18 protein-coding genes are annotated in these 16,316 nt (G+C 68.7%); 14 read left to right on the top strand and 4 right to left on the bottom strand.

What is annotated here, in order from left to right:
- Window positions 1-93: 93 nt before the first annotated feature.
- From AC07SQ_RS00460 to adk, 5 genes are all read left to right on the top strand, one after another.
- Window positions 94-519, top strand: a complete 426-nt coding sequence (locus AC07SQ_RS00460; RefSeq protein WP_062471507.1) for an ExbD/TolR family protein — start codon at window positions 94-96, stop codon at window positions 517-519.
- Window positions 520-1,515 carry a tetraacyldisaccharide 4'-kinase gene (lpxK, locus tag AC07SQ_RS00455; RefSeq protein ID WP_495271390.1) on the top strand — a complete coding sequence of 332 codons (996 nt, stop codon included), beginning with the start codon at window positions 520-522 and terminating at the stop codon, window positions 1,513-1,515.
- A complete protein-coding gene (locus tag AC07SQ_RS00450; RefSeq protein WP_013541700.1) occupies window positions 1,496-1,678 on the top strand; it encodes a Trm112 family protein in 183 nt (60 codons plus the stop codon). The genes lpxK and AC07SQ_RS00450 overlap by 20 nt, the downstream gene beginning before the upstream one ends.
- Window positions 1,675-2,448 carry a 3-deoxy-manno-octulosonate cytidylyltransferase gene (gene kdsB, locus AC07SQ_RS00445; protein ID WP_495271391.1) on the top strand — a complete coding sequence of 258 codons (774 nt, stop codon included), beginning with the start codon at window positions 1,675-1,677 and terminating at the stop codon, window positions 2,446-2,448. The genes AC07SQ_RS00450 and kdsB overlap by 4 nt, the downstream gene beginning before the upstream one ends.
- Window positions 2,449-2,583: 135 nt before the next feature.
- A complete protein-coding gene (gene adk / locus AC07SQ_RS00440; RefSeq protein WP_062471515.1) occupies window positions 2,584-3,240 on the top strand; it encodes an adenylate kinase in 657 nt (218 codons plus the stop codon).
- A 30-nt stretch (window positions 3,241-3,270) separates the two neighbouring features.
- On the opposite strand, the gene AC07SQ_RS00435 is transcribed toward adk, so the two are convergent.
- Window positions 3,271-4,257, bottom strand: a complete 987-nt coding sequence (locus AC07SQ_RS00435; RefSeq protein WP_495271392.1) for an asparaginase — start codon at window positions 4,255-4,257, stop codon at window positions 3,271-3,273.
- Window positions 4,258-4,330: 73 nt separating this feature from the next.
- Between AC07SQ_RS00435 and lexA the strand changes: the two genes are divergently transcribed.
- The 9 genes from lexA (at window position 4,331) to AC07SQ_RS00390 (ending at window position 13,541) form a co-directional block, all read left to right on the top strand.
- Window positions 4,331-5,014, top strand: coding sequence for a transcriptional repressor LexA (gene lexA, locus AC07SQ_RS00430; protein WP_062471522.1), 684 nt, complete (start codon window positions 4,331-4,333; stop codon window positions 5,012-5,014).
- Between the two features lie 141 nt (window positions 5,015-5,155).
- Window positions 5,156-5,539, top strand: a complete 384-nt coding sequence (locus tag AC07SQ_RS00425; RefSeq protein WP_495271393.1) for a hypothetical protein — start codon at window positions 5,156-5,158, stop codon at window positions 5,537-5,539.
- A gap of 158 nt (window positions 5,540-5,697) precedes the next feature.
- A complete protein-coding gene (locus AC07SQ_RS00420) occupies window positions 5,698-6,705 on the top strand; it encodes a D-2-hydroxyacid dehydrogenase family protein (protein WP_062471528.1) in 1,008 nt (335 codons plus the stop codon).
- Between the two features lie 4 nt (window positions 6,706-6,709).
- Window positions 6,710-7,870: an MFS transporter gene (locus tag AC07SQ_RS00415; RefSeq protein ID WP_492741149.1), complete on the top strand. Its 1,161-nt coding sequence runs from the start codon at window positions 6,710-6,712 to the stop codon at window positions 7,868-7,870.
- Between the two features lie 133 nt (window positions 7,871-8,003).
- Window positions 8,004-9,524, top strand: coding sequence for a 3-hydroxyacyl-CoA dehydrogenase (locus AC07SQ_RS00410; protein ID WP_495271394.1), 1,521 nt, complete (start codon window positions 8,004-8,006; stop codon window positions 9,522-9,524).
- 26 nt (window positions 9,525-9,550) lie between these two features.
- Window positions 9,551-10,330 (top strand): oxepin-CoA hydrolase, alternative type, encoded by a 780-nt coding sequence (locus AC07SQ_RS00405; protein WP_062471537.1) that lies wholly within the window; start codon window positions 9,551-9,553, stop codon window positions 10,328-10,330.
- A 60-nt stretch (window positions 10,331-10,390) separates the two neighbouring features.
- Window positions 10,391-11,110: a Crp/Fnr family transcriptional regulator gene (locus AC07SQ_RS00400; protein ID WP_062471540.1), complete on the top strand. Its 720-nt coding sequence runs from the start codon at window positions 10,391-10,393 to the stop codon at window positions 11,108-11,110.
- Window positions 11,111-11,122: 12 nt separating this feature from the next.
- Complete coding sequence (locus tag AC07SQ_RS00395; protein ID WP_495271395.1) at window positions 11,123-12,229, top strand: phosphotransferase; 1,107 nt, start codon at window positions 11,123-11,125, stop codon at window positions 12,227-12,229.
- Between the two features lie 34 nt (window positions 12,230-12,263).
- Window positions 12,264-13,541, top strand: coding sequence for an acyl-CoA dehydrogenase family protein (locus tag AC07SQ_RS00390; RefSeq protein ID WP_062471546.1), 1,278 nt, complete (start codon window positions 12,264-12,266; stop codon window positions 13,539-13,541).
- A 103-nt stretch (window positions 13,542-13,644) separates the two neighbouring features.
- Here the strand turns inward: AC07SQ_RS00390 and AC07SQ_RS00385 are convergent, their stop codons facing one another.
- From AC07SQ_RS00385 to folP, 3 genes are read right to left on the bottom strand one after another with little or no spacing between them, the layout of a single operon-like run.
- Complete coding sequence (locus AC07SQ_RS00385; protein WP_447743855.1) at window positions 13,645-14,139, bottom strand: GNAT family N-acetyltransferase; 495 nt, start codon at window positions 14,137-14,139, stop codon at window positions 13,645-13,647.
- Window positions 14,136-15,473, bottom strand: a complete 1,338-nt coding sequence (glmM, locus tag AC07SQ_RS00380; protein ID WP_095745197.1) for a phosphoglucosamine mutase — start codon at window positions 15,471-15,473, stop codon at window positions 14,136-14,138. The genes AC07SQ_RS00385 and glmM overlap by 4 nt, the downstream gene beginning before the upstream one ends.
- A complete protein-coding gene (gene folP, locus AC07SQ_RS00375; RefSeq protein WP_495271396.1) occupies window positions 15,470-16,282 on the bottom strand; it encodes a dihydropteroate synthase in 813 nt (270 codons plus the stop codon). The genes glmM and folP overlap by 4 nt, the downstream gene beginning before the upstream one ends.
- Window positions 16,283-16,316 lie beyond the last annotated feature (34 nt).

The following is a 16,316-nucleotide window of genomic DNA, read 5'->3' as shown; positions in this document are numbered from 1 at the left end:
TTCGCCGGGCCGCAGGTGTCGCCCCCGGAAGGGGGTTGGCGTAGCGACACGAAGTGCGCGCAGCCTGGGGGTGAGCCTATGACTCGAGGCCGCATGCAGTTTCGCCACGGCGCGCGCGACGAGCCGGAGATCAACCTGATCCCGTTCATCGACGTGCTGCTGGTCGTGCTGATCTTCCTGATGCTGTCGACCACCTACAGCAAGTTCACCGAGATGCAGCTGCGGCTGCCGACGGCGGACGTCGACGCGCAGCGCGACTACCCGAAAGAGGTGATCGTGGCGGTGTCGGCTGACGGCCGCTACGTGATCAACAAGTCGCCGCTGGCGGACCGCAGCGTCGACACCGTGGCCGCCGCGCTCGGCGCCGCCGCCACCGGTGGCAAGGACAGCGTCGTGATCATCAGCGCCGATGCCGCCAGCCCGCACCAGGCCGTGGTGACGGTGATGGAGGCTGCGCGCCGCGCCGGCCTGATGCAGATCACCTTCGCCGCCCAGTCGACGGCCCAGGCCGGTCACTGAGTGTCGACCGGCGCGCGGCTGCAGGATGCCTGGCTGCGCCGCGGTGCGCTGGCCTGCCTGCTGTGGCCGCTGTCGCAGGTCTACGGCGCCCTCTTCGCGTTGCGGCGCGCCTTCTACCGATGGGGTTGGCAGAAAACCGGACGCGTGCCGGTACCCGTGATCGTGGTCGGCAATGTGATTGCGGGTGGGGCCGGCAAGACACCCGTCGTGATGGCGGTCGTGCGCCACCTTCAGGCACGTGGTCTGCGGGTGGGGGTGGTGTCGCGCGGCTACGGCCGCCGCACCGACGACTGCCGTGAAGTCCAGGCCGACAGCGATCCGCAGGACGTCGGCGACGAACCCGCGTTGATCCACCATGCCACTGGCGCGCCGGTCTTCGTGGCCCGACAGCGCATCGAGGCCGCACGCGCCCTGCTCGAACAACACCCGGCCACGCAGGTCATCGTCAGCGACGACGGCCTGCAACACCTGGCGCTGGCGCGCGACATCGAGATCTGCGTGTTCGACGACCGCGGTGTCGGCAACGGCTGGCTGCTGCCGGCCGGCCCCCTGCGCGAGCCGTGGCCGCGCCATTGCGACCTGCTGTTGCACAGCGGCGAGCGGCCCGCTTTCGCCGGCGGCTACACCGCCACCCGCGAACTGGCGCTGTACGCCATCGCGAAGGACGGCCGGCGCATCCCGCTTGACACGCTCGCCGGCCAGCCCGTGATCGCGCTCGCCGCCATCGCGCGGCCGGAGGCCTTCTTCACGATGCTGCGTGCTCGCGGCCTGACGCTCGCAGACACCCTCGCGCTGCCTGACCATCACGATTTCAGCGGTTGGCAACGACCAGCCGGTCCCGCCCTGCCCCTCGTCTGCACGGAAAAAGACGCCGTCAAGCTCTGGCGCCAGGCGCCCGACGCGCTCGCCGTGCCGCTGCACTTCGAACCCTCGCCGGCGTTCTTCGCCGCCCTCGACGCGAAGCTATCATCGCTCGATGGATACCAAGCTGCTTGAACTGCTCGTCTGCCCCGTCACCAAGGGCCCGCTGACCTGGAACGCCGAGAAGCAGGAACTCTGCTCGCGCAGCGCGCGCCTGGCCTACCCGGTGCGTGACGGCATCCCCGTGCTGCTCGAGAACGAGGCCCGCACGCTGTCCGACGAAGAGCTGGGCCTGTGAGCTTCACCGTTCTGGTGCCGGCCCGGCTGGCTTCGACGCGACTTCCCAAGAAACCGCTGGCCGACATCGCCGGACTGCCGATGGTCGTGCGCGTGGCGCAACGTGCCCGCCAGTCCAGCGCCGCCCGCGTGGTGGTGGCCGGCGACGACGCCACCATCATCGACGCCTGCAAGGCGCACGGCGTCGAGGCCCTGCTCACCCGCCAGGACCACCCCAGCGGCACCGACCGGCTGGCCGAAGCCTGCGAACAACTCGGACTCGACGGTGACGCGATCGTCGTCAACGTGCAGGGCGACGAGCCGCTGATCGACCCCGCGTTGATCGACGCCGTCGCCGCCACGCTGGCCGCGCGCCCGCAGGCCGCGATGAGCACCGCCGTCCATGCGATCGACTCGCTGGCCGACTTCATGAACCCGAACGTGGTGAAGGCCGTGCTCGACGCGCAGGGCCATGCGCTGTATTTCAGCCGCGCGCCGATCCCCTGGTGGCGCGACGGCTCGTCGGGTGGCGCGGCGCCGTCGGTGCTGCCCAGCCCCGCACCGCTGCGCCACATCGGCATCTACGGCTATCGCGCAGGCTTCGTGCGGCAATTTCCGTTGCTGTCGCCCGCCCCTGTCGAAGCCACCGAGGCGCTCGAACAGTTGCGCGCGCTGTGGCACGGACACCGCATCGCGGTGCATGTGAGCGATGTGGCACCGGGCCCCGGGATCGACACGCCCGAAGACCTGGCACGCGTGCGCGCCGTCTTCGCGGCCAGCTCGCCTGCGTGAACTGCAGGCCGCCCCGAGGGAGACGGCGGCAATTTGTCACGGGGACGCATGCTATCCTCGATGCAATTCCGCCTCGGCGCGCCTGAGGGTGCGCATGGGGCGCGACACAAAATCTAAGAACCTTCCGAGGACACCATGAGACTTATTTTGCTGGGCGCGCCCGGAGCAGGCAAAGGCACGCAAGCGACCTTCATCTGCCAGAAATACGGCATTCCCCAAATCTCCACCGGCGACATGTTGCGCGCCGCGGTCAAGGCGGGCACCCCCCTCGGGCTGCAGGCCAAGACGATCATGGATTCGGGTGCACTGGTCAGCGACGACCTGATCATCAACCTCGTGAAGGAACGCATCGCGCAGCCCGACTGCAACGGCGGTTTCCTGTTCGACGGCTTCCCGCGCACCATTCCGCAGGCCGACGCCATGAAGGCGGCCGGCGTGAAGCTCGACTACGTGCTCGAGATCGACGTGCCCTTCGGTGACATCATCGAACGCATGAGCGGTCGTCGCTCACACCCGGCATCGGGCCGCACCTACCACGTCAAGTTCAATCCGCCGAAGGTGGAAGGCAAGGACGACGTGACGGGCGAAGAGCTGATCCAGCGCGAAGACGACAAGGAAGAGACCGTGCGCAAGCGGCTCGACGTCTACAGCCAGCAGACCCGTCCGCTGGTCGACTACTACTCGGCCTGGGCCAAGACCGACCCGGCCGCCGCGCCGAAGTACCGCGCCATCCAGGGCGTGGGCACGGTCGACGAGATCACACAGCGCGCGCTTGCCGCACTGAACAGCTGATTCAGCGGCTGATTCGTCAGCCTCTTTCTCCTAGCCGCCCTCCGCCTCCGGCAGGGCGGCCACTCCCAAAAGTTCCAGCACCAGCGCGACCCGCGCCTTCACCGGCGTGAGTGCGCCTGCGTCCCGCAGCCCGTCGCCGGGTTTCGGCAGGATGCGTCCGTTCGCGCAGCGTGTGGCACGCAACACCACCAAGCCACCGCCCTGCGCCTTCAGCGCTGCGGCTTCCAGCGCGTGGTGCACGGTGCCATTGCCGGTCGTGGCCACGACCAGCCCGCGCAAGGGCTCAGCCGACGGGAGCAGCAACGCCTCCACGATCGCACCGCTCGCGCCCGCGTGGCTCATGACGATCTCGACGCGGGGCCACGGCTTCGATACCGACTCCAGCCGCGCCGCATCGAACGGCGCCCCATGCGGCCACGCACGAACGCGCCGCACTTCGCCCTCTTCCACATAGCCGACCGGCCCCGCGTCGCCCGACGCGAAGGCATCGAGGCGGTAGGTGTGCACCTTCTGCACATCGAGGCCGCTGTGGATCGTGCCCGCGCACACCACCGTCACACCGTGCGCGTCCGGCGTCGCAGCCACAGCGAGCGCGTCGCGCACGTTCTGCGGACCGTCGGGCGACAGGGCCGTGGCCGGACGCATCGCGCAGGTCAGCACCACCGGCTTGGCCGGCGCGAGCACAGCGTGCAGGAAGAAGGCGGTCTCTTCCAGCGTGTCGGTGCCGTGCGTGACCACGATGCCGGCCACATCAGGCTGCGCCAGCCAGTGTGCGCAGCGCGCGGCCAGCTCGCGCCAGGTGTCCGCGTCCATGTCCTTGCTGTCGAGCTGCGCGACCTGCTCAGCCACCAGCGTCACGCCGGCCGGCGCCTCGATGCCGCCCAGCAGATCCGCCACCCCCACCTGCCCGGCGGTGTAGCCGATGTTGTCGCCGCTGCTGGCGGCCTTGCCGGCAATGGTGCCGCCGGTGCCCAGCACGACCACGCGGCGCGTCTCGGACGAAGAGGAATGAGTCATGGCTTGTCAACTTTTGAAAACTGGTTAAAAATACAGGTACTGGATATCTAGCCAGTGCCGCAAGGAAACCACTATGCAGTTCGCAGTGAAGCTTACCGCCCGCCAGCAGCAGATCCTGGACCTGATCCAGGGCGCCATCGCACGCACCGGTGCGCCGCCCACGCGCGCCGAAATCGCCAACGAGCTGGGCTTCAAGTCGGCCAACGCCGCCGAGGAGCACCTGCAGGCCCTGGCCCGCAAGGGCGTGATCGAACTCGTCAGCGGCACCTCGCGCGGCATCCGCCTCAAGGGCGATGCGCTGCGCTCGCTCCACGAAACGCGGCACCGCGAAGGCAACCAGTTCTCGCTTTCGCTGCCCGGCATGGCCCAGCTCGCGCTGCCGCTCATCGGCCGCGTCGCGGCAGGTTCGCCCATCCTCGCGCAAGAGCACGTCGACCAGACCTACTACGTCGAGAACACGCTGTTCCAGCGCCAGCCGGACTACCTGCTCAAGGTGCGCGGCATGTCGATGCGCGACGCCGGCATCATGGACGGCGACCTGCTCGCCGTGCAGGCCACGAAGGAAGCGCGCAACGGCCAGATCGTGGTGGCACGCCTGGGCGAAGAAGTCACCGTGAAGCGCCTGAAGCGCAACAAGCAGGTGATCGAGCTGCACGCCGAGAACCCCGACTACCCGACCATCATCGTCCAGCCCGGCGAGCCCTTCGAAATCGAAGGCCTCGCGGTCGGCCTCATCCGCAACACGATGCTGATGTAGGCCCCGGGCCTGCTGCCCACAAGCAGCACCTCATCCGGCCGCGACAGGTGGCGGGCGTATGGCGCGAAGTCGCCATCACCCTGTCGTGGCCGATTCAAGAAATCCTGCCTGTGTTCAACCTCATACTTTTTTGGAGTTCACATGGGAATCGCCCTCCTCGCCATCGCCGACCTCTGGTCGCCCCTGCAATCGCTGGCCACCCGCTGGATGCCGGCCCGCCGCCCGTCGCATGGTGAGAGCGGCGACGCTGCCGCCGGTCTGCGCTACGTGGCCATCCGCCCCGCCTGCACGGCGCGCCCCGCTGGCGGCTCCGCGCCTGCCAGCTCGCCATCCGCCGCCGCCGCGCCTGCACGCCCGCTGCGTGTGGTCCGCGTGGTCGACCGCCAAGGCACGCAGCCTGGCTGCGCCAACCGAGTCGTGATTTCCGGCCGCATGGCCGACGTGTGCGCCGAACTCGACCGGCTCGCCGCGCTGGAAGCTGCGGAAACCGGGAGCGGCACGCCCCGCCCCAGCCACCTGCACTGAGAAGGTGCAAACGAACCCGCTGTGCCTGCGCGCCCCGCACGCGCACGGCGGATTCACCCCCAACGGTCTGAAACAGGCCTCCCGGGCGCCATTTGGCACGGGGTATCCAAACGTTCACACGTGCGACGTGCCGATGCTGCGAGGCACAATGGCATGCCATGAACATTGTGATCCTCGACGACTACCAGGACGCCGTGCGCAAGCTGCAGTGCGCTGCCAAGCTGGACGCTTACGCCGCCAAGGTCTACACCAACACGGTCAAGGGCATCGGCCAACTGTCGGTTCGCCTCAAGGATGCGGACGTCATCGTGCTCATCCGCGAGCGCAGTCAGATCTCCCGCCAGCTGATCGAGAAGCTGCCCAAGCTCAAGCTGATTTCCCAGACCGGTCGCGTCGGCGGCCACATCGACGTCACGGCCTGCACCGAACGCGGTGTGGCGGTGGCCGAAGGCTCGGGCTCGCCGCAGGCGCCCGCCGAACTCACCTGGGCGCTGATCATGGCGGCCATGCGCCGCCTGCCGCAGTACATCAGCAACCTCAAGCACGGGGCCTGGCAGCAGTCGGGCCTCAAGTCGGCATCGATGCCGCCGAATTTCGGCGTGGGCTCGGTGCTCAAGGGCAAGACGCTGTGCATCTGGGGCTATGGCCGCATCGGCCAGTTGGTGGCGCGCTACGGGCAGGCCTTCGGCATGCAGGTCGTGATCTGGGGCCGCGAGGCCAGCTGCGCCAAGGCGCGCTCCGACGGCTTCCAGGTGGCACAGAACCGCCACGAATTCTTTGCCGCCGCCGACGTGCTGTCGGTGCACCTGCGGCTCAACGAGGACACCCAGGGCCTCGTCAAGCTCGAAGACCTTTCGCGCATGAAGCCGACGGCGCTGTTCGTCAACACCTCGCGCGCCGAGCTGGTCGAAGCCGATGCCCTCTTGGCCGCCCTCAACCGCGGCCGCCCCGGGCTGGCGGCCATCGACGTGTTCGAGAGCGAACCGCCGTTGCAGGGCCATGCGCTGCTGCGCCTCGAGAACTGCATCTGTACGCCGCACATCGGCTACGTCGAGCAGGAAAGCTACGAAAGCTACTTCGGCCAGGCGTTCGACAACGTCGTGAGCTTCATCAAGGGCAACCCCACGAACATCGTGAACCCCGGCGCGCTGCAGGTCCGGCGGTGAACCCATGAGCCGGCCCGCGCCGCAGCGAGGCGCGCTCTGGGCGCTGCTGGCCGGCAATTTCGTGATCGGCACGGGCGTGATGGTCGTGCCGGGCACCCTCAATGAGATCAGCGCCTCGCTGGCGGTCCAAGTCGCCACCGCGGGCCAGTTGATCAGCGCAGCAGCCGTCGTGATGTGCCTGGGCGCCCCGCTGCTGGCCGCCGCGGTCGCCGGCTGGGACCGCCGCAAGCTGCTCGCCCTCACCCTGCTCTGGTACGCCGCGTGGCACGTGGTTGCGGCGCTCGTGCCCAGCTTCGGCGCGCTGCTGCCGGTGCGCATGCTGACGGTGATCGCGCCCGCCATCTTCACGCCCCAAGCCGCGGCCTGCGCCGGCATGCTGGTGCCGCCCGAGCAGCGCGGGCGCGCCGTCACCTTCGTCTTTCTCGGCTGGTCGGTGGCCTCGGTGCTGGGCCTGCCGATCGGCGCGCTGATCGGCGGCCACCTGGGCTGGCGCATGGCCTTCATGGCCATCGCAGCGCTCAGTGTCGTGAGCGCCGCCTCGGTCTGGCTCACGCTGCCCAGCGGCATCCGGCCCGCCGCGCTCACGGCCGCCGCCTGGTCGCGCGTGCTGCGCAGCCCGGTGCTGATGGGCATCGTGTCGGTCACGGCGCTGCAGGGCGTCGGCCAGTTCGTGCTGTTCAGCTATTTCGGCCCGCTGCTCAAGCAGGGCTTCGGCGCCGATGCCAACACGCTGAGCCTGATGTGGGCGCTGTTCGGCGCCTTCGGCCTGCTGGGCAACATGGTGGTGAGCCGCTACATCGACCGCGTCGGCGCCGGGCGCATGGTGCTGCTGACGACCGGGCTGATCGCGCTGAGCCTGCTGCTGTGGCCGCTGGCCAGCACGCTGGCGTGGCTCGCGGTGGTGCTCGTGCCCTGGGGTCTGGGCTGCTTTGCCACCAACTCCTCGCAGCAGGCGCGCCTCGTGGGGCTGGCGCCCGCCCTGGCGCCGGGCTCGGTGGCGCTCAACAGCTCGGGCATCTACATCGGCCAGGCCCTGGGCGCGGCGCTGGGCGGCTGGCTGCTGGCGAACGACGCCACCGAGTGGATGAGCCGGGTCGGTTTTGCACTGATGCTGCTGGCCATGGGCCTGAGCATCGCCATCGACCGCAGCCGCCGCCCGGCCTGATTCCGATGCCCCGCGTAACACCCGGGGCGCGGGTCTCCCGCGAGATTGCAAAATCGGAGCTTTCGTCCGCGTCGCGCACCCGCGCCGGCGCGGCCGCCCCGGACACCCACCAACCCATGAGAACCTTGATCCCATGACAGTGAACTACCCCCGAATCGGCGTGATCGGCGCCGGCGCCATGGGGCGCGGCATCGCGCAGATCGCCGCCCAGGCCGGCAGCGAAGTGCTGCTGCTCGACAGCTTTGCAGGCGCCGCCGAGCGCGGCCGCGAAGCCCTCGCTGCCCAATGGAACAAGCTGCACGAGAAGGGCAAGATCGACGCCCTCACGCGCGACGCCTATGTGGCGCGCGTGAAGGCGGTCGACGGCATGCAGGCGCTCGCCGGCTGCGACCTCGTGGTCGAGGCCGTGGTCGAGAACCTCGAGGTCAAGCGCACGCTGTTTCGCGAGCTCGAGGACGTGGTCGCGCCCACCGCCACGCTGGTCACCAACACCTCGTCGCTGTCGGTCACGGCCATCGCGGCCGGCCTGCAGCACCCCGCGCGCTTTGCGGGCTTTCACTTCTTCAACCCCGTGCCGCTGATGAAGGTGGTCGAGGTGGTGGCGGGCTTCAAGACCTCGCCCGAGGTCTGCCAGCAGCTGGCCGGCTATGCCACGCAGATGGGCCACAGCGCCGTGCAGGCGCAGGACACGCCCGGCTTCATCGTCAACCACGCGGGCCGCGGCTACGGCACCGAGGCGCTGCGCATCGTGGGCGAAGGCGTGACCGACTTCGCCACCATCGACCGCATCCTGAAGGACCAGGCCGGCTTTCGCCTCGGCCCATTCGAGCTGCTCGACCTCACGGCGCTCGACGTGTCGCACCCGGTGATGGAATCGATCTACCACCAGTACTTCGAAGAGCCGCGCTTTCGCCCGAGCGTGATCACCGCGCAGCGCCTGGCCGCCGGCGCGCTGGGCCGCAAGACCGGCGAAGGCTTCTACCGCTACGACAACGGCGTGATGCAGCAGACGCCCGAAGCGCCCGCACCCGTGGTCGAGGGCACGCCCGCGGTCTGGGTGTCGCCACGTGCCGCGCGCCGTGCCGAGCTGCTGCGCCTGGTGAACACGCTGGGCGCGCAGATCGACAGCGGCAGCGCTCCCGCACCGCAGTCGATCATCCTGGTCGCACCGCTGGGCTTCGACGTGACGACGGTCGCGGCGGTCGAGCGGCTGGACGCCACGCGCACCGTCGGCATCGACATGCTGGTCGACGACGCCGCCACCAAGCGCCGCGTGCTCGCCACCAACCCGGCCACGCGCCGCGACGTGCGCGACGCCGCGCACGCCCTCTTCGCGCGCGACGGCAAGGCCGTGAGCGTCATCCGCGACAGCGGCGGCTTCGTCACGCAGCGCGTGATCGGCGCCATCGTCAACATCGCCGCCGACATGTGCCAGCAGCGCGTGTGCACGCCGGCCGACCTCGAGACCGCCGTGCAATTGGGCCTGGGCTATCCGCGCGGCCCGCTCGCCATGGGCAACCTGTACGGGCCGACCAACATGCTCGAGGTGCTGTTCAACCTGCAGACCGTGTATGGCGATCCGCGCTATCGCCCGAGCCCGTGGCTGCGCCGCCGCGGCGCGCTGGGCCTGAGCCTGCTGCACGAAGAAGAATAAATAACGAACGAACAGGCACACACGCCATGACCGCCGAACTCAAGAGCACCAGCGAAGGCAGCACCATGGTGCTGACCATCGTCAACCCGACCCAGCGCAATGCACTGGGCCCCGAGATCTATGCCGCCGGCATCGAGGCGCTGAACGGCGCCGAGAGCAGCGACGAGATCCGCAGCGTCGTCATCGTGGGCGAAGGCGCGTGGTTCTGCGCCGGCGGCTCGCTGCAGCGGCTGCTGGCCAACCGCCAGCTCGACCGCTCGGTGCAGGCCGAGAGCATCGAGGGCCTGCACAACTGGATCGACTCGATCCGCACCTTCCCCAAGCCGGTCATCGCGGCCGTCGAGGGTGCGGCGGCCGGCGCCGGCTTCTCGCTCGCGCTGGCCTGCGACTTCGTCGTGGCCGCGCGCGACGCCGTGTTCGCGGCCTCGTACAGCAACGTGGCGCTGTCGCCCGACGGCGGCCTCAGCTGGCACCTCGGGCAGGCACTGCCGCGCCAGCTGGCGAGCGAATGGCTGATGAACGGCGAGCGCATCGAGGCCGCGCGCCTGCATGCCTTCGGCCTCGTCAACGAGCTCACCGACAGCGGACAGGCGCTGGCCGGCGCGCTGGCCCTGGCCACCCGCCTGAACGCGCGCGCACCGAACTCGCTGGCCAGCATCAAGGAGCTGCTGAGCGACGCGCGCGGCGCCACACTGGCGTCGCAGCTATCGCAGGAGCGCGATCATTTCGTGCGCAACCTGCACCACGCGAACGCGGGCATCGGCATCGCCGCGTTCCTCGACAAGACACCGCCACGCTACGAGTGACGCCTGACGGCGTCGCTCCCGAGACACCCCACAGCTTTTCAGTCGCCGAGAGGACAGACCATGGACGACCCCATTCTTACCATCGAAGAACGTGAAGCGATCAACAGTGGTCGCTGGTTTTCTTCCCTATCTCCATCGCTACGGCACGACATCCTCCGATGCGCCTTTGTCAAACGCTACAAGGACGGCGACCTGCTCGCCGCGCGCGGCGACCCGCCCGAGCACTGGATCGCCTGTGCCAAGGGGGCGTTGCGCGTGAGCTCGACCGCGGTGTCGGGCAAGCAGGTGACGCTGACCTACGTCGAGCCGGGCATCTGGTTCGGCGACGTGGCGATGTTCGACGGGGAGCGGCGCACGCACGACACGTACTCGCACGGCGACACCACCGTGCTGTGCGTGGCGCGGGCCGACTTCCAGAAGATCCTGGCCACGCACGTCGAGCTGTACGAAGCGCTGATGCGGCTGCAGGCACGCCGCATCCGCACGCTGTTCGGGCTGGTGGAAGACCTCAACACCCTGCCCTTGCGCGCACGCCTGGCCAAGCAGCTCATCCACCTGGTGCGCAGCTATGGCGTGCCCAACCTGGACGACGGCAGCCAGACGCGCATCGGCCTGCAACTGGCGCAGGAAGAACTCGCGCAGCTGCTCGGCGCCTCGCGCCAGCGGGTCAACCAGGAACTCAAGACGATGGAGCGCGAGGGCACCATCCGGATCGAGCCGGCCGGACTGGTCGTGCTGGACCGCTCGGCGCTGATGCACATCTCTGAAGCAGACAACTAAAAAAGATTCGACATGAGCCAGGACTTCTCCAGTTTCATCGGCACCCGCGCGGTGTCCCAACAGCACACCTTCGACGTGGACGCGCTCGCGGCTTGGCTCGAAAAGAACCTCGAGGGCTTCCAGGGTCCGCTGACGGTCGAGATGTTCAAGGGCGGTCAGTCCAACCCGACCTACAAGCTCGTCACGCCCACGCAGAGCTACGTGATGCGCGCCAAGCCCGGCCCGGTCGCCAAGCTGCTGCCCTCGGCCCATGCGGTCGAGCGCGAATACAAGGTCATGCGCGGCCTGCAGGGCACCGACGTGCCCGTGCCGCGCATGTACTGCCTGTGCGAGGACGAGTCCATCATCGGGCGCGCCTTCTACATCATGGAGTTCATGCAGGGCCGCGTGCTGTGGGACCAGTCGCTGCCCGGCTTCAGCAACGCCGAACGCGCGGCCTACTACGACGAGATGAACCGCGTCATCGCGGCGCTGCACACGGTCGACTTCGCCGCCCGCGGCCTGGGCGACTACGGCAAGCCCGGCAACTACTTCGAGCGCCAGATCGGCCGCTGGAGCAAGCAGTACAAGGCCTCGGCCGACGGCGCCGGCGAACTGTCGCAGCCCATCGAGGCCATGGAGCGGCTGATCGACTGGCTGCCCGCCCACATGCCGGCGAGCGCACGCGACGAAAGCAAGGTCTCGATCGTGCATGGCGACTACCGCCTGGACAACGTGATGTTCCACGCCACCGAGCCGCGGATCATCGCGGTGCTCGACTGGGAGCTCTCCACGCTGGGCCACCCGCTGGCCGACTTCAGCTACCACTGCATGTCGTGGCACATGCCCCCCACCACCGGCCGCGGCATCGGCGGCGTGGACGTGGCGGCGCTGGGCATTCCCACCGAGAGCGAATACATCCGCCGCTACTGCGAGCGCACGAGCATCAGCACGCCCGAGGCGCTGGCGCCCGACTGGAATTTCTACCAGGCCTACAACCTGTTTCGCATGGCCGCCATCCTGCAGGGCATTGCGAAACGCGTCGAAGCCGGTACCGCATCGAGCGAGCAAGCCGTGGCGTCCGCCCGTGGCGCACGGCCGATGGCCGAGATGGCCTGGCAATTTGCCCAAAAGGCATAGCCAGCCCTCCCCCTTAACCCCACCAGGAGACAGCATGGATTTCGAATATTCGGCCAAAACCAAGGAGCTTCAGAAGCGCGTTCTCGCCTTCATGGAAGACCACATCTACCCGGCCGAAGCCGAGTACAGCGCTGAACTGGCCGCCAACACGGTCGCCGGCAAGCGCTGGAGCGCCCTGCAGACCGTCGAGAAGCTCAAGGCCAAGGCCAAGGCGCAAGGCCTGTGGAACCTGTTCCTGCCGGTCGACAGCGCCTCGGCCTCCGGCTATGAGGGTGCGGGCCTGACCAATCAGGAATACGCCCCGCTGGCCGAGATCATGGGCCGGGTGCCATGGGCCTCCGAAGCCTTCAACTGCTCGGCCCCCGACACCGGCAACATGGAAACCATCGCCCGCTACGGCTCGGAAGAGATCAAGGCGCGCTGGCTCAAGCCGCTGCTCGAAGGCCAGATCCGCTCGGCCTTCGCGATGACCGAACCCGACGTCGCCTCCAGCGACGCCACCAACATCGCCACCCGCATCGAGCGCCAGGGCGACGAGTACGTCATCAACGGCCACAAGTGGTGGATCTCCGGTGCCGCCGATCCGCGCTGCGCCGTGTTCGTCACCATGGGCAAGACCGACCCCGAGGCGCCCAAGCACTCGCAGCAGAGCATGGTCATCGTGCCGGCCGATGCCAAGGGCATCCGCATCGTGCGTCCGCTGAACGTGATGGGCTACGACGACGCGCCGCACGGCCACGTCGAGATGTACTTCGAGAACGTGCGCGTGCCCGTCGGCAACATCCTGCTGGGCGAAGGCCGCGGCTTCGAGATCGCCCAAGGCCGCCTTGGCCCCGGACGCATCCACCACTGCATGCGCCTGATCGGCCTGGCCGAGCGCGCACTCGAACTGATGTGCAAGCGCGCCTCGTCGCGCGTGGCCTTCGGCAAGACCGTCGCCTCGCAGACCGTCACGCAGGAACGCATCGCCGAAGCGCGCTGCAAGATCGACATGGCCCGCCTGCTCACGCTGAAGGCCGCCTGGCTGATGGACGTGGCCGGCAACAAGGTCGCGCGCACCGAGATCGCCATGATCAAGGTGGTAGCGCCCACCATGGCCTGCCAGGTCATCGACTGGGCCATGCAGGTCCACGGCGGCGGCGGCATGTGCGACGACTTCCCGCTGGCCTCGGCTTATGCGCAGGCGCGCACGCTGCGCTTTGCCGACGGTCCGGACGAAGTGCACCGCAACGCGATCGCCAAATGGGAGCTGGGCAAGTACGCTGCCGACAAGTCGGGCGCTACCGCCGACGCGCCTGTCACGCGCTTCTGATCCAGACAAAAGAAAGGGCGCGATCGCCGCGCCCTTCTCTTTCTGCTCCAACCATGCCGCCCACGCCTTGCGCGTCGGCGGCATTTTCATTGGCCTGATTCGGTCAGAGCTTCTTCTGCAGGAAGACGGCATGGCCGAATTCCGGGTCGAGCTGGTAGCTGACGAAACCCTCGCGCTCGTAGCTGCGCAGCGCAGGCGCATTGCCCGACAGCACTTCGAGCGTGAGCTTGCAGGCGCCGCGTCGGCGGGCTTCCTGCTCGACCTGCGCGAACATCTGCTGCGCCACGCGCTGGCCACGGTGGCTGGCGCGCACGACCACGTCGTGCACGTTGACCAGCGGCTGGCAGGCGAAGGTCGAGAAACCCTCGATGCAGTTGATCAGGCCCACGGGCGTGTCGCCGTCGAAAGCCAGCACGCTGAACGCCTGCGGACGTGCCGCCAGCGCGGCGGGCAGGCCTTCGCGAACCGACGCGGGCAGCGGCGTGCCACCGCCGGCCGGGTCGCGCGCGTAGCTGTCGAGCAGCTCGACCACCGCCGCCGCCTGCAGCGGATCGCGGTAGTCGGCCAGGCGGGTTTCGATGCGGCCCGTCGTCGTCATGCGGCAGGCTTGAGCGTGGCCGCGAGGCGCTCGGCGCAGGACTGCGATTGCTTCGGATCGCGCGCCTCGACCATCACGCGCACCAGCGGCTCGGTGCCACTCGCACGGATCAGCACGCGGCCCGCATCGCCCAGCTCGGCTTCGATGCGCTTCGTTTCGCTGGCGAGCGCTGCGTTGCTCTTCCAGTCCTGGTCGGGTGCGAGGCGCACGTTGATCAGCGTCTGCGGGAACAGCGTCACGCCTTCGAGCAGCTGCGCCACCGTCTTGCCGCTGCGCACGCAGGCCTGCAGCACCTGCAGCGCGCTGACGATGCCGTCGCCCGTGGTGTGGCGGTCGAGTGCCAGCAGGTGGCCTGAGCCTTCGCCGCCGAGCAGCCAGCCGCGCTTGTCGAGCTCTTCGAGCACGTAGCGGTCGCCGACCTTGGCGCGCACGAACTCGATGTCCTGTGCACGCAGGGCCATCTCGACGGCCTTGTTGGTCATGAGCGTGCCGACCACGCCCGCCGGCTTCTCGCCGCGCGCGACGCGTTCGGCCACCATCAGGTACAGCAGCTCGTCGCCGTTGAACAGGCGGCCGGTGGCATCGACCAGCTGCAGCCGGTCGGCGTCGCCGTCCAGCGCGATGCCGTAGTCGGCCTTCTGCGCCGTCACCGTGGCAACCAGCGCCTCGGGATGCGTGGCGCCGAAGCCCTTGTTGATGTTGAGTCCGTCGGGCGCACAGCCGATGCTCGTGACGTCCGCGCCCAGTTCGTGGAACACGTTCGGCGCCACCTGGTAGGCCGCACCGTGGGCCGCATCGACCACCAACTTCATGCCGCGCAGCGACAGGTCGTTGGCGAAGGTGCTCTTGCAGAACTCGATGTAGCGGCCGTCCGCGTCGTTGAGGCGGCGCGCCTTGCCCAGGTTGGCCGAATCCACCCAGACGGGTTCTTCTTCGAGCGCGGCTTCGACGGCGAGCTCCCAGGCGTCGTCGAGCTTGGTGCCCTGCGCGCTGAAGAACTTGATGCCGTTGTCGGGAAAGGCGTTGTGGCTGGCGCTGATCACCACGCCCAGGCTGGCGCGCTGGGCGCGCGTGAGGTAGGCCACGCCCGGCGTGGGCAGCGGGCCGAGCAGCACCACGTCGACGCCGGCGGAGTTGAAGCCCGACTCGAGCGCCGACTCAAGCATGTAGCCCGAGATGCGGGTGTCCTTGCCGATCAGCACCGTGGGACGGGCCTGGGTCTTCTTGAGCACGCGGCCGACGGCGTGCGCGAGGCGCAGCACGAAATCGGGGGTGATGGGCGATTGGCCGACCGTGCCGCGGATGCCGTCGGTGCCGAAATACTTACGGGTCATGTTGTTGCTCTTTGAAGGTGTTCTTGCGGTGCTTCCGCGCGCATGGCACGCCATACGGTGAGGGCGGCGACGGTGTCGCGCACGTCGTGCACCCGCACGACCGCTGCACCCCGGTCCACGGCCAGCACGGCGGCTGCCACGCTGGGCACGGTACGCCCGGATGCATTGTCGATGCCGGTGACGGCCCCGATGGAGGACTTGCGGGACCAACCTAGCAACAAGGGGTAACCGGTTGCCAACAATTCCCGCTGCCGACCGAGGAGCGCGAAGTTCTGCGCCACGCTCTTGCCGAAACCGACGCCCGGATCGAGCGTGATGCGCGCGGAGTCGATGCCCAGCGCTGTCAGGGGCGCCAGTTGCGCGTCCCAGAAAGCCAGCACCTCGGGAATCACGTCGCCCTGCATCGGCAGCGCCTGCATGGTCTGCGGGTCGCGGTGCATGTGCATCAGGCAGATGCCGCAGGTCGGGTGCGCCGCAACGGCCTGGCGCGCGCCGGGTTGGCGCAGCGCCCAGATGTCGTTGACGATGTCCGCGCCCAGGTCGAGCACGGCGCGCATCACCTCGGGCTTGTAGGTGTCGATCGACAGCGGCACGTTCAGCTTCACGGCCTCGCGCACCACGGGCAGCACGCGCGCCAGCTCGGCGTCGAGCGGCACGGCGGGGCTGCCGGGGCGGGTCGATTCACCGCCGATGTCGAGGATGTCGGCGCCCTCCTTCAGCAACTGCTCGCAGTGCTTCAGCGCGGTCTCGGTCGACGCGTGCGCGCCGCCATCGGAGAAGGAATCGGGCGTGACGTTGACGATGCCCATCACGCGCGGCTGCGCGAGATCAATCCTGAAACGC

The organism is Variovorax sp. GW821-FHT06D12 (assembly GCF_059419205.1).
This window is presented reverse-complemented; position numbering and strand designations above follow the sequence as displayed.